Source organism: Microvirga sp. (assembly GCF_014699075.1).
Lineage (GTDB): Bacteria > Pseudomonadota > Alphaproteobacteria > Rhizobiales > Beijerinckiaceae > Microvirga.
In genome coordinates this window covers 1-11,885 of sequence record NZ_JACXAB010000094.1, presented here as the reverse complement: position 1 = coordinate 11,885, position 11,885 = coordinate 1, and the positions used below count along the sequence as shown (strand labels likewise).

The window sequence follows — 11,885 nt, the reverse complement described above, 5'->3', positions numbered from 1 at the left end:
TTCGAGCGGCTAGTCGCCTAAAGCTCAGTGAAGATTGCTCCGCCGCTTCGGCCCAACTCTCAATTTGCGACACGTCCCATTTGCGCCGGTGAGCGCCATCCAGCGGAGGATCGCCGGGTGGGGCGCTCTCGTGGCTTTCCTCACAGCCATCCTCGCCTGGTTCGCCGCCGAGTTGGTCGCCAGCCCCCTCAGGGCGCTGGCCGGCTCCGCCGAAGCCTTGGGGCGGGGAGAACCGATGCGTGTGCCGGAACGAGCCCCAAGCGAGGTCGGCCGTGTCTCTGATGCTTTGACCGCGGCATCCCGCGAACTGGCCGAGAAGGACCAGCGGCAAACCCTGCTGATCAATGAACTGAACCACCGGGTGAAGAACACGCTGGCCACCGTGCAGACCATGGCCGTGTTGACAGCCCGGTCGGCCCCGAGCCCAGAGGCCTACAAGGCCAGCCTGGAAGCGCGCATCCTGGCGCTCTCCAAAACCCACAACCTCCTGTCAGAGGCCGCATGGGAGACGGTGTCCCTGCGCGACATCTTCCGCACCGAGCTGGCGCCCTACGACGACAGCTCCGGGCGGAGGGTCATGCTCGAAGGACCACCCGTTCCGCTGGCGCCCCGGGTTGCGGTCGCGCTCGGGATGGCCGCGCACGAGTTGACGACCAATGCGGCCAAGCACGGCAGCCTGTCCGTTCCGGAAGGGAAGGTCCGGGTGCGTTGGGAGGTGACGACAAACGGGGATGGAAGCCGCCTGCATCTGACCTGGAAGGAAATGGGTGGTCCGGCGGTGAGGCAGCCGTCCCGGACGGGATTTGGATCACGCCTCCTTCAGCAAGGAATTGCACGGGACCTAGATGGCGAAACCCATCTCGACTTTGCCGTCGAGGGTCTTGGCTGTCGCATGCTGGTGTCGCTCAGCGATGCTCAGGCGACGACCATCGCTGCCAAGGAGACCTCCCTGCCCCGTCGCGTTCCGGTGCTGCAGTGACCCGCCCGTTCCCCAGTACTGCCGCGCTCTACGTCAGCGGCACCGTTACCTGAATGTGCAATCCCTCCGGCCTGTAGTCGGTCGTCACCTCTGCATGGATCTGGGCCGTGAGCACGCGTTCCAGCAGACGTGAGCCGAAGCCCTGCCGCGTCGGGGGCTCAACCGGCGGGCCATGCCGTTCAATCCACTCCAGATCCAGCTTCCTCCGGCCGTCCTCGGTCCGCAGCTCCCAGGTGACCGTGACCATCCCACCGAATTCCGACAGCGCGCCATACTTCACGGCGTTGGTCGTCATCTCATGGATCGCCATGCCAATTGGCACGGCCAGATCCGGCGGCAGCTCAACCTGGGGCCCTTGGATTTGGATCCGTTTTCCGGCCGCATCGTCGTAGGGCTCCAGCTCCAGGCAGACGAGCTCCTGCAACGGGACAGCCTGCCAGCGCTCTTCGGTCAGGAGGGAGTGCGTCTTCCCCAGGGAGGCGATGCGGCCGATAAAGGCCTGCTGGAACTGCTCCATGTTGGATGAAGCCCGCGCCGTCGATCCCATGATAGCCTGAACGGTCGCCAAGGTGTTCTTGACCCGGTGGTGCAACTCTCGAATGAGCAGCTGTTGCTGCTCCTGGGCTTGCTTTTGTGCGACCAGGGCCCGCCGCAATTCCAGTTGGGTCATCACCTGGCGGGCAAGCGCCCGGAGGGTAAAAGCCTGATCTTCGGTGAGTTCGCGGGGCTTGTAATCGAGCACGCATACGGTGCCGAGCGGCAGGCCCTCGGGCGTCTCAATCAGGGCTCCCGCATAGAAGCGGAGGTTCGGCTCTCCTGTAACCAACGGATTGCAGGCAAAGCGGGGATCCTGGGTCGTATCCGGAACGACAAACAGGCCGGGCTGCAGGATGGCATGCGCGCAGATGGAAACATCCAGAGGAGTCTCCCGCACCCCAAGGCCAATCTCGGCTTTGAACCATTGGCGGGTGTCCTCAATCAGGTTGATCACGGAGATCGGGGCGTTGCAGACATGAGCCGCGATCCGGACCACATCCTCAAAATCCTGCTCTGTGGGCGTGTCGAGGATGCCATAGCTGCGCAGCGCCGTGAGGCGCTCCGTCTCGTCCCAGGAGGGGGCGGCCGATTGGGGTGTCTGCTGATCCATCGCAAGGGATCTAGGGCGCCTGAAGGGCTTGGCAAAAAGGCTCTCACGGCTCCGGACAGGCCGCCTGATCGGAGTCATTGTCTGAAGGCTGGAGCGCTGAAGTCCCCAGCCAAGGCAGCATAAGCCCTTAGACGGAGAAGCCCAGGCTCCGGGGCGAACGGGCGGAGTGCCTACGCACCTCTCGCCTCGCCTGCTACGGGCCGAGGCTGATGGGGGTCCAGACGGGCGCCTGCATCGTCAGGCAAGCGCAGGAACGGACCGGGCCGGAGTACATCCGTCCTGGCACGGCCTCGTCGAAGCTTGGCGGTGATGGACGCTGCTCTCGAGGTCCACATACGATGTCCGGTGATCGCGCCTGACGAACTCTCGCAGGCACTTGGCCCGGACACGCTCGATGAGCTGGAGCAGCGGACTGGGCTACCGTGTCAGCAAATCCTGTGCGAACTGTCGGAGGAACTGCGCGATGCGGTTCACCAGTTTACGCCTGACGGCCGTCTGCCGACGGAGCAGGAGGCCTCATCGCGCGTGGGATGGGCTTCAAGCGTCGCGAGACGAACGCCTATGTCTATTCCCTGTAGCTGGTTTAGCTGGAGCGGCCTCCGAGCTGTTGCAGGGCCTCGTCTGGCGAAGGGAAGACCCGGAACACGCGGTCCATGGCGGTGAGCTTGAGCAGCTTCTGCACCTGCGGGCTCGGGGCGATGATGCTGATGTCACCGTTGGCCTTTCGGGCTGCCTTGAGGGCCGACACCAAGGCACCCAGCCCGGTGCTGTCCATGAAGGACACGTGGGCGATGTGCAGTGCAAGACGCACGTTGCCCTGCGAGATCGCATCCGTGATCTGCTGCTTAAAGGTTGGGGCGGCTGCGGCATCCAGGCGGCCCTGTACGTTGACAAGGGCGGCACCCTGGTCGCGCGGCTCCAGTTCGATCTGCATGATGATCCTCTCGAAGGGGTAATCCGGAAGGTACAGACACTAACGCCATAGCTGCGGATCCGATCCTCCGTTCAGGTGTGGGAGGTCAGAGAGCCGTGGGGGAAATGGCCCGAACACCTTTCAGCCATGTCAGCCCAAGGCGACTGCCTTGCCCTCAATGCTCTTCTTTGGAGCCGATCCTGGTGCGGTTCCGCCCCTCCTCCTTCGCGGCGTACAGAGCCCGGTCGGCGCGGCGGAGGATCGAGCTGCGGTCGTCGTCGGGCAGAGCCTCGGTCACGCCCGCACTGAAGGTGCAAGGCAGCTCGAGCCCACTGTGCTCCAGCACCGCCGCAGGAAAGCCATCCCGGATGCGGTCGATGATGCGCACGGCATCGTCGACCCTCACCTCGGGCAGCAGCAGCAGGAACTCCTCTCCGCCGGTCCGGCCCACGCGGTCCTGGACGCGTACCCTCTCCCGGCAGTAGCGTGCGAAATGCTCGAGCACCGCGTCGCCCGCCTCGTGCCCGTGTGCATCGTTGATCGCCTTGAAGTGGTCGATGTCGATCACGGCCACGCACAAGCCTGATCCTGTGCCCTCATTGGCGGCAAGCGACTCATCAAGCAGTCCAAGGATGTGACGGCGGTTCGGCAGCCCGGTGAGTTGATCGGTCTGCGACGCATTCAGCGCTGCCTCATGGGCCTGGCGCAGGGACTTCTCGTTGTTCTTCAACGTTGTGATATCAGCGCCAACAGACAGCACCCAGCCGTTCGGGAGCACGGTATGGTCGATCCAGAACCAGCGGCCATCCACAAGGTCGGTCTCGAACGACTTGCGGGGCACGCTCCGTCGCCGCGGCAGAGTTCTGGCGATGAAGGCTTCGACGTCGTTGTCATCGATCCGCACCCCCAGCCCGTTTCGGTGAGCATGGCGGAGGATGCCGGTGAAGGTGAGCGGACCGTTATAACTGCCGAGGAACATGCCCTGGTAGGTCTTGTTGGCGTATCGGAGATTATCCTCGGCATCGAAGATGGAGACTGCCTGCCCGCTTTCGGTGAGGGCCTCCACCAGGCAGCGGAGGGCTTCGTCGTTGGGATCGAAAGGGAGGGAGGTCATGGAAGCTCAAGGCAAGGACGTCAGGCAGGATATCCCGCCATTGCCAACCTGAAAACTGGCCGTCCACTGAGGGATTCCCCTTATGGCCACCTTCCAGAAGCGATCTCATGGGCAGCGCCCCTAGGACCGTTCGGGGTCAAACCAAGAAATTGAGCAGACGGAATGAACGTCTGCTCACTGCGAAAAGGCAGACATTCGAGTTACTTCCGCCTCGTGCCACGAGCCGACCTGCAGTGATTTGCGCCGTCTACTCGACAGCCGCCACCTGCTCAGGCGTCGCGAGGGTTGCGGCGCATTGGCTTATGCAAGCGGCTCCTGCCAGTGCGGGTGTGTGACGTAGGCGGTGATCGCTCCCTGATCATGCGACCGTATGGTGACCACCTCGCCCTTGGGCATATAGACGATCTCGCCCGGACCAGCAGTGACCGTGCCGTCACTCGATGTCACCGACAGGCTTCCCTCCAGAACCACCATCACGTCGTGCACGGCGAGCGTCTCATCAATGCTCTGGTTGGGCCCGTAGCGACCGTAGCCAATGGTGATGGGCCCACCGTGGTGTTGGTCTATCAGATTGCCTGCCCACACCTCCCCGTCCTGGCCAGGCGAGCGCTCGAACGGTGCATCGGCGACAGAGAACTTGCGAACCTTCACGGGCATAGCTCCAGTTTCCGCTAAGATCTAAATATTATACTGTAATCGATTGCAGAAGCACACTCTTGGGTTAAGAGCATGATCAGGTCTGGTGGCAGTTCAGACGGCCGCTGGAATCCGCGCGATTGCCTTGATCTCGAAATCGAAGCCGGCGAGCCAATTCACTCCAACAGCAGTCCAGTTGGGATAAGGCTCTTTAGAAAATACCTTGTCCTTGACGGACATGATGGTCCCGAACTGGGCCTCCGGATCGGTATGGAATGTCGTCACATCAATGATGTCATCGAACGTGCTGCCAGCCGCTTTCAGAACCTCGCTGAGGTTGTCGAACGCAAGCTCAACCTGCTTTGCGAAGTCAGGCTCAGGCGAGCCGTCCTCGCGGCTGCCGACCTGCCCTGAGACAAAGAGCAGATCGCCGGATCGGATGGCAGCAGAGTAGCGGTGCATCTCGTAGAGTGCCTGCCGTCCGGCAGGGAAGACGGTGTTGCGCTTGGACACTTAAGTCTCCTTGTTCAGATCGAAAGAAACCTCAGAACAAGGACTTGTCCTAATGAGAGTATTAGGGACTGCCTTGCTGGAGCAGGAGATAGCAGCCCTGGGCCTGCGCGATTAGACGTTGAAATCGGCATAGGTTGATGCAAAATCACCACCAATGACGCGCCCTTCCCTCAACGATCTCACCGCCTTTATGGCAGTAGCGACTCACCGCAGCTTCCGCCGCGCCGCGGATGAACTCGGCACAGCACCCTCCACACTGAGCCACGCAATGCGAGGCCTTGAGGAAGGCCTGGGCGTGCGCCTTCTCAACCGAACGACCCGGAGCGTCTCGCCGACCGAAGCCGGACTTGAGCTGCTTAGCCGGCTGCAGGTGGCACTCACGTCCTTGGATGAGGCGCTGGACGCCGTCACTACCTTTCGGGGCCAAGTGGCAGGCAAGGTCCGGATTAATGCACCGCGAGTGGCCGCGGCCGCTCTCGTCCGCGAGGTCCTCCCGCGCATGGCCGAACGGTTCCCTGATGTGACAGTGGATCTCGTTGTCGAGGGACGCTTGGTTGACATCGTGTCGGGGGGCTTCGATGCCGGTGTGCGCCTGATTGAGTCCATTCCGAAGGACATGATCGCGGTGCCCCTGGCCCGCCCGATCGGGTTCGTCTGCGTTGCATCGCCAGCCTATCTCAAGCGCGCCGGTGAGCCGACAACTCCGGACGACCTCAAGCATCATCGCTGCATCGGCCACCGCACGCCGAGCGGCAAACTGTACCGGTGGGAATTCGAGCGGACTGGGCAGGAACTGACGATCGATACAGACGGATCCATTATTCTCGATGACGAGGGCCTGATGGCGGACGCGGCCGCACAGGGCTTGGGGATCGCCTACGTGGCAAGCTGGGCTGCCGAAGCCGCCATTGCAGTGGGGCGATTGCGGACGGTGCTTTCCGCCTGGATGCACGAACAGGGGCCAGTGGCCGTCTACTACCCGGGACACCGAGCCGTGCCGCCGGCCCTACGGGCCTTCCTCGACGTCGTCAGGGATGTGAGGCAAGTGAATAGTGGATCATCGCTGTAGGTCTGCATTGAGCCAGGTAGCGAAATTCGTTCAATGGCAGAACGTCTGGTGTACCTGTCCAAAGCGGAAGCTCAGTCTACTTCGCAAATGTGCCATCTCCAGACGTTCAGATCGCGTCCTCAATTCGGTCCCCATTCACTCGTCACCGACTACCACGGCACCGGACCCTCATCGTAGAAGTACTCTCCTGTGGGACCATCCTTGTCCAGGGTAGCCAACCGTACGATGACGACTGCTGCTTGTTTGACCGTCCGATAGCCCGAGTGCCCGTTGAAGTCGGTGGCCGTGTACCCCGGATCGGCTGCATTGACCTTGATGCCGGCCTCCGCCAGATCCTTGGCAAACGCCACCGTTACGGCATTGAGGGCGGTCTTCGAGCTGTTGTAGCCGAGGATGTTGACCCCGTAGAACTCGTTCTCCGGATCACTCAGCCACCCCAAGGATCCCAGGCCGCTGCTGACCATGACGATGTTGGCTTGAGGCGACGCCTTGAGCAGAGGAAGGAAGGCCTGAGTGACCCGGATCGGTCCGAACACGTTCGTCTCATAAATGCGCCGGATGTCGTCGACCGACTGCTTGCTTGGCGCGGTCATCATACCCGGGATGCCGGCATTGTTGATCAGGACATCGAGCTTGCCGTCGGCGGCTCCTAACTGCGCGGCAGCCGAACGAACGGATTGCTCGCTCGTCACGTCGATCTCAATCGGCCTGACGTCGATTCCTTCGGCGGCGAGGTCGGATGCGGCCTTCTCTCCCCGGCCGATATCGCGGCTTCCAAGCCAGATCCGGTAACCGTGCCGGCCAAGCTGCCGCGCGGTCTCGAAGCCGATGCTTTTGTTCGCTCCAGTGATCAGAACTGTCTTCGCATTCATAGGGGTCTACCTTTCGAACTATCGCCTGGATGGCCTTTCCAAACTAAAGCTAGCTGTTCGCCTCCGGTTTGATAATCGGTCAAAATCTGCATACTCTGATCGCCATGGCGAACAATGACGATGCACCCAGCTACGACGATCTGGCGATCTTTCTCAATATCTGTGAGATGGGCGGGTTTCGGTCGACGGCTAAACGGCTCGGCCTGTCACCGTCCTCGGTCAGCGAGAAGATCTCGCGTCTCGAACAGCAACTCGGCGTACCGCTGCTGACCCGGACGACGCGGAGTGTGGCGCCAACGGACGCGGGACAGGCACTGGCGGCCCGCCTGTCCCCCCTGTTCGCCGGCGCTCGCGTGGCCCTCCAGGATGCTGCCAGTTCTCATCTTGAGGTCCGCGGCCTCTTGAGGCTCAACGTCACCGGCGCTGTGATGACCGACATCCTTCCACCTCTGATGAACGCATTCCTCGAGAGGCATCCTGGTGTGCGCATCGAATGCGTGGTGGAGGACAGGCTTGTAGATGCTATCGCGGCGGGATGTGATGCCGGAATACGCTACGGCGAACATCTGGCACAAGACATGATCGCCATCCCGATCGGGCCAAGATGGCAATGGACTGCGCTCGCAGCGGCGCCCTCCTATCTCGCCAGCCGTGGCACGCCGGAGTATCCCCACGATCTCCTTACCCATGACTGCATTCGTCTCCGCTTCTCCAGCGGTGCCTTTGTCGACTGGGAGTTCGAAAAGGATGGACGGGTGATCACCGTCGACCCGGTCGGTCGTCTTATAATCGGCGTCGAAGCTGCTGGCGCCGCTGTTGATCTCGCCCGTTCCGGGCGCGGCCTCGTCTACACCTTCGAGAACTGGCTGGCTCCACATTTTGCGACGGGGGCTCTCGTGCCGGTGTTGTCGGAGTGGCGGGCCCGCTTTGAGGGCCCGCAGCTCTATTTCTCCCGGAGGTTCATGCCAGCTCCATTGCGGGCTTTTGTGGATTTCATTTCGACTGAGTCGAAAGATCGGGGCGACGGTCCCGAGCCGCCGGCAGACTGATCGATACCTCCGAACAGCATCTATAGCCTTGCCGAGCGGGGGTCTCATCCAGCAGGGCGGCCAGCGCCCTGACATCGCGATCATCCTCGACGGCCAATGCGGCATGCGGCTCAGGGTGCAAGGCGTCCATGATCGGCCTCCTGGATTTCCCTCAGCCGCAGGATGGTAACAAGCGGGTCGGGAACGGTCGCGTCGAGGGCCGAACGTGACCGCCGCATTTGTGAGAAAGCGAGAAGGCTCCGATCACATCTGGATCATCCTTACCTATCCAAGAATATAGGCCGCCAGCTCGTCAGGTGTTCCCATCGGAAAGGCCTCTTTCAAGTATTCCAGGAAGGCGGACACGCGACCGCTCAGCAGCCGTCGTGATGGGTAGAGCGCCCATAGGGTGATGTCCGGGCTCTCTACATCGCCCCAATGCACCAGCGTGCCGGCCTCCAGATCATGGCTCACCAGCGACACTGGGAGGCGACCGGCTCCAACACCCGCTCGAACGGCATCGCGAACCATCACGAGCGATGACAAGCGAAGCACCGGATCGATCGCGATGCTCGATCTTCCGGTCGGTGCCGTGACATCCCAGGCAGCACCGGGATCGCCTGCCCCTCGCACAACAGCCGGAACGGCTGCATTGCCTCGAGGTCGCGACAGACCTCGGCTTGCCACGACCACCAGCCGATCCCGCAGAAAGACCCGCCCGACGAGGCTCTCATCCGGATTAGGATTGACCCGGATCACGAGATCAAAGCCCTCTTCGATCATGTCGACGGAACGGTCCTCTGTCGTGACCTCAAGCCGGACCTCCGAATATTTCAGGGCGAAGCCGGCGGCAATCTTCCCCATCGCAGTCTGTGAGAAGAGCAATGGAGCGCTAATCCGCAAACGGCCTCGCGGCCTATCCCCACCGGACGCGATCGCAGCCGCTGTCTCGTCGAGTTCGGTCAGCAACGCCCCCGTTCTCTGGTAAAGCGCCCGTCCTTCCTCGGTGAGCTTCAGCGCGCGTGCCCCGCGCTCGAACAGACGCAGGTCAAGGGCGGCTTCCAGTTCGGCTACCCTCCGGGACAGGGTTGCTTTTGGGCGCCCGGTAGCGCGGGCGGCCTTACCAAATCCTCCATGTCGGGCGACGAGGTTGAAATCAGCGAGAGCAAGAAGGTCCATAGGTGTTCCATCCATGAGACGGTCTGTCCATATATAGCGTCTATCGCCACGAATGTGGATCACTCATTTTCCAGGGTGACTTCTGACCCAAACCGGAGTGATCCCCATGACTATCCTCGTTACCGGTGCCACAGGCACCATCGGCCGCCAAGTTGTCGAACAGCTTACAAAGCGCGGCGCCGATGTGCGCGTTCTCGTCCGCGACCCTGCCAAGGCCAACTTCCGTGCAGGCGTGAGCGTCGTGCAGGGCGACCTGCCCGACATCGACTCCCTCCGCGAGGCTTTCGCCGGTGTTTCCACCCTGTTCCTGCTCAACGCCGTGGCGCCCGACGAATTCACCCAAGCGCTGATCGTCCTTAACGTTGCCCGCGAGGAGCATGTCGAGCGGATCGTCTACCTCTCCGTGATCCACAGCGACCTCTACCTGAACGTGCCGCACTTCGCCGGCAAGTTCGGGGTCGAGAGGATGATCGAGCAGATGGGCTTCAACGCCACCATCCTGCGCCCCGCCTACTTCATGAACAACGATCTCACGATCAAGGACGTCGTGCTCGGATACGGCGTCTGCCCGATGCCGATCGGCAGCAAGGGCCTTGCCATGATCGACGCCCGCGACATCGGCGAGATCGCGGCCATCGAGCTCATCCGCCGCGAGCAGGCCGCTGGACCGCTCGCGCTCGACCGGATCAATCTCGTTGGTCCCGACACGCTGACCGGCGCGGATGCCGCCGCGATCTGGTCGGAGGTGCTTGGTCGCACAATTGCTTATCCGGGCGATGACACCGCCGGGTTCGAGCAGAACCTGCGGTGGTTCACGCCGAGTTCGACGGCTTACGACATGCGCCTGATGGCCGAGCGCTTCCTCACGGACGGCATGCTCCCCGAAGACGACGACGTCGCGCGCCTTACCGCACTCCTGGGACGCCCCTTGCGCTCATACCGCGACTTCGCCGCCGAGATTGCCACTTCAGCCTGACGGCAGAGCAGCATCCGACACTCACGAGAAGGAACATCATCATGATCTATTCGACCGCCACCGTGCCGGTGAACCCGGAAGACGAAACCAGGCTGACCCGCGCACAGGCATGGGCTGGCCTGAAGCTCAAGGCCCGCGACGCCCGCCTGTTCCTCCCGCCCGGTCTCTGCACCCGATGCGATGTCGTGGAGGAGAGCGCGACTCACTTCGTGCGCGAAGCAACGATCGGCGACGCTGATCTGCGCGAGATCATCACCCTCGAGCCGGAGGGCAAGGTCACGTTCTTCCAGGCCGCCGGTCCGCGGGAGGGCGCAATCATCAACGAGTTGTTCGAGGATGAGGCCGGCGAGCTTCAACTCCGCTTCTACTGCTACCTCGGCCTGAGCGGCAAAGAGCCGAACGGCCCCGAGGAGCAGGCCGAGCAGGAGCAGTTCGACAGCGACAAAGGCTACAAAGCCGCCCTGCTGTCCACGCTGAAGCGCACCCGTGAACTGCTCGCGGAAGGTCGGCTCTGACCGTCACTGTCAACATCAACCAGGGGACTGCCTCTTGCAAGGCGTCCTCCCTCTCGAGGTCACGACCATGCAAGGCCGCATATCCGACAACATCCAAACTGCCCAACCGAAGATCCTGGTCCTTGGCGCGACCGGCGGCACCGGCCGCCTGATCGTCAGCCAGGCGGTAGCGCGAGGGTGCGAAGTCACTGTGCTGGTCCGGTCCGCCGAGACAGCTCGTGACCTCGAAGGCGTAAAGCTCATCGTCGGCGACGCCCGTGATGAGAGCACCTTGCGCCAAGCGCTGAAAGGCCGGGATGCCGTCATCAGCGCTCTCGGCACACCCGCCAGTCCCTTCCGCGAGGTGACGTTCCTATCGTCCGCGACTCAAGCAATCGTGAGTGCCATGAAAGCTGAGCACGTCTCGCGTTTGGTCTGCATCACCGGGATTGGCGCCGGTGACAGTGCTGGCCACGGCGGCTTTCTGTTCGACAACCTGATATTCCCGCTGCTTTTGCGGAAGGTGTACGCGGACAAGAACCGCCAGGAAACGATCATCAGAAACAGCGGGCTTGATTGGGTTCTCGTCCGCCCGAGCATCCTCAACAACAAGCCCGGCGGCAACACGATCCGGGCCTTCACAGACCTCTCCGGCTTCCGCGGCGGAACAATCTCGCGAGAGGATGTTGCGAAGTTTGTCTTGGACCAAGTTGGCGCTTCGACTTGGCTACACCAGTCTCCGTTGATCACATGGCAACAGTGAAATAATACTGCCCTCGGGACGATGTCTCGAGAGCCGACAGCGGACAGGTAGGAAGCCGGAGTCAGTCCGTGCTCTCCTCAAGCAATGTTAGGTCTGTCTCAGAGCGGAGTGCACTCGCCTGACTAATACCAAGTCCCACTGATCAGCATTGGTGAGCCCAGTCGCGCAGGCCAATGGACATGATGAGCCAAGGCCGTTCGGT

At 62.2% G+C, this 11,885-nt stretch carries 14 protein-coding genes; 7 read left to right on the top strand and 7 right to left on the bottom strand.

Annotated features, from left to right (window positions below; translation table 11 throughout):
* Positions 1-130: 130 nt before the first annotated feature.
* Entirely contained in the window at positions 131-979 is an 849-nt protein-coding gene (locus IC232_RS31645) for a sensor histidine kinase (protein WP_190848922.1), read from the top strand.
* A gap of 28 nt (positions 980-1,007) precedes the next feature.
* On the opposite strand, the gene IC232_RS31640 is transcribed toward IC232_RS31645, so the two are convergent.
* Entirely contained in the window at positions 1,008-2,126 is a 1,119-nt protein-coding gene (locus IC232_RS31640) for an HWE histidine kinase domain-containing protein (RefSeq protein WP_190848921.1), read from the bottom strand.
* Positions 2,127-2,435: 309 nt separating this feature from the next.
* Between IC232_RS31640 and IC232_RS32765 the strand changes: the two genes are divergently transcribed.
* A complete protein-coding gene (locus IC232_RS32765; RefSeq protein WP_246812522.1) occupies positions 2,436-2,789 on the top strand; it encodes a YidB family protein in 354 nt (117 codons plus the stop codon).
* Here the strand turns inward: IC232_RS32765 and IC232_RS31635 are convergent.
* The 4 genes from IC232_RS31635 to IC232_RS31620 form a co-directional block, all read right to left on the bottom strand.
* A complete protein-coding gene (locus IC232_RS31635) occupies positions 2,710-3,060 on the bottom strand; it encodes an STAS domain-containing protein (RefSeq protein WP_190848920.1) in 351 nt (116 codons plus the stop codon). The genes IC232_RS32765 and IC232_RS31635 overlap by 80 nt on opposite strands.
* 154 nt (positions 3,061-3,214) lie before the next feature.
* Complete coding sequence (locus tag IC232_RS31630; RefSeq protein WP_190848919.1) at positions 3,215-4,153, bottom strand: GGDEF domain-containing protein; 939 nt, start codon at positions 4,151-4,153, stop codon at positions 3,215-3,217.
* Positions 4,154-4,453: 300 nt separating this feature from the next.
* Complete coding sequence (locus tag IC232_RS31625) at positions 4,454-4,804, bottom strand: AraC family ligand binding domain-containing protein (RefSeq protein WP_190848918.1); 351 nt, start codon at positions 4,802-4,804, stop codon at positions 4,454-4,456.
* Positions 4,805-4,903: 99 nt separating this feature from the next.
* Complete coding sequence (locus IC232_RS31620) at positions 4,904-5,302, bottom strand: RidA family protein (protein WP_190848917.1); 399 nt, start codon at positions 5,300-5,302, stop codon at positions 4,904-4,906.
* 154 nt (positions 5,303-5,456) lie between these two features.
* Between IC232_RS31620 and IC232_RS31615 the strand changes: the two genes are divergently transcribed.
* A complete protein-coding gene (locus IC232_RS31615; RefSeq protein WP_190848916.1) occupies positions 5,457-6,371 on the top strand; it encodes a LysR family transcriptional regulator in 915 nt (304 codons plus the stop codon).
* Between the two features lie 149 nt (positions 6,372-6,520).
* Here the strand turns inward: IC232_RS31615 and IC232_RS31610 are convergent, their stop codons facing one another.
* Positions 6,521-7,243, bottom strand: coding sequence for an SDR family oxidoreductase (locus IC232_RS31610; RefSeq protein ID WP_190848915.1), 723 nt, complete (start codon positions 7,241-7,243; stop codon positions 6,521-6,523).
* Positions 7,244-7,347: 104 nt separating this feature from the next.
* Between IC232_RS31610 and IC232_RS31605 the strand changes: the two genes are divergently transcribed.
* Positions 7,348-8,292 (top strand): LysR family transcriptional regulator, encoded by a 945-nt coding sequence (locus IC232_RS31605; protein ID WP_190848914.1) that lies wholly within the window; start codon positions 7,348-7,350, stop codon positions 8,290-8,292.
* Positions 8,293-8,556: 264 nt separating this feature from the next.
* Here the strand turns inward: IC232_RS31605 and IC232_RS31600 are convergent, their stop codons facing one another.
* Positions 8,557-9,450: a LysR family transcriptional regulator gene (locus tag IC232_RS31600; RefSeq protein ID WP_190848913.1), complete on the bottom strand. Its 894-nt coding sequence runs from the start codon at positions 9,448-9,450 to the stop codon at positions 8,557-8,559.
* Between the two features lie 106 nt (positions 9,451-9,556).
* On the opposite strand from IC232_RS31600, the gene IC232_RS31595 reads away from it, so the two are divergent.
* The 3 genes from IC232_RS31595 (at position 9,557) to IC232_RS31585 (ending at position 11,683) form a co-directional block, all read left to right on the top strand.
* Positions 9,557-10,426 (top strand): NmrA/HSCARG family protein, encoded by an 870-nt coding sequence (locus IC232_RS31595; protein ID WP_190848912.1) that lies wholly within the window; start codon positions 9,557-9,559, stop codon positions 10,424-10,426.
* Between the two features lie 41 nt (positions 10,427-10,467).
* The gene (locus IC232_RS31590) at positions 10,468-10,941 is read left to right on the top strand and encodes an AtaL-like protein (protein ID WP_190848911.1); all 474 of its coding nucleotides are present in this window, start codon (positions 10,468-10,470) and stop codon (positions 10,939-10,941) included.
* A 67-nt stretch (positions 10,942-11,008) separates the two neighbouring features.
* On the top strand, positions 11,009-11,683 hold the full coding sequence (locus IC232_RS31585; protein WP_190848910.1) for an NAD(P)-dependent oxidoreductase: 675 nt from the start codon (positions 11,009-11,011) through the stop codon (positions 11,681-11,683).
* Positions 11,684-11,885: the final 202 nt, after the last annotated feature.

What these genes read in the sequence shown, in the direction of transcription:
- IC232_RS31640 (WP_190848921.1), bottom strand. Translation starts at nt 2,126, where the DNA reads ATGGATCAGCAGACACCCCAATCGGCCGCCCCCTCCTGGGACGAGACG.
- IC232_RS32765 (WP_246812522.1), top strand. Translation starts at nt 2,436, where the DNA reads ATGGACGCTGCTCTCGAGGTCCACATACGATGTCCGGTGATCGCGCCT.
- IC232_RS31635 (WP_190848920.1), bottom strand. Translation starts at nt 3,060, where the DNA reads ATGCAGATCGAACTGGAGCCGCGCGACCAGGGTGCCGCCCTTGTCAAC.
- IC232_RS31630 (WP_190848919.1), bottom strand. Translation starts at nt 4,153, where the DNA reads ATGACCTCCCTCCCTTTCGATCCCAACGACGAAGCCCTCCGCTGCCTG.
- IC232_RS31615 (WP_190848916.1), top strand. Translation starts at nt 5,457, where the DNA reads ATGACGCGCCCTTCCCTCAACGATCTCACCGCCTTTATGGCAGTAGCG.
- IC232_RS31610 (WP_190848915.1), bottom strand. Translation starts at nt 7,243, where the DNA reads ATGAATGCGAAGACAGTTCTGATCACTGGAGCGAACAAAAGCATCGGC.
- IC232_RS31605 (WP_190848914.1), top strand. Translation starts at nt 7,348, where the DNA reads ATGGCGAACAATGACGATGCACCCAGCTACGACGATCTGGCGATCTTT.
- IC232_RS31600 (WP_190848913.1), bottom strand. Translation starts at nt 9,450, where the DNA reads ATGGACCTTCTTGCTCTCGCTGATTTCAACCTCGTCGCCCGACATGGA.
- IC232_RS31595 (WP_190848912.1), top strand. Translation starts at nt 9,557, where the DNA reads ATGACTATCCTCGTTACCGGTGCCACAGGCACCATCGGCCGCCAAGTT.
- IC232_RS31590 (WP_190848911.1), top strand. Translation starts at nt 10,468, where the DNA reads ATGATCTATTCGACCGCCACCGTGCCGGTGAACCCGGAAGACGAAACC.
- IC232_RS31585 (WP_190848910.1), top strand. Translation starts at nt 11,009, where the DNA reads ATGCAAGGCCGCATATCCGACAACATCCAAACTGCCCAACCGAAGATC.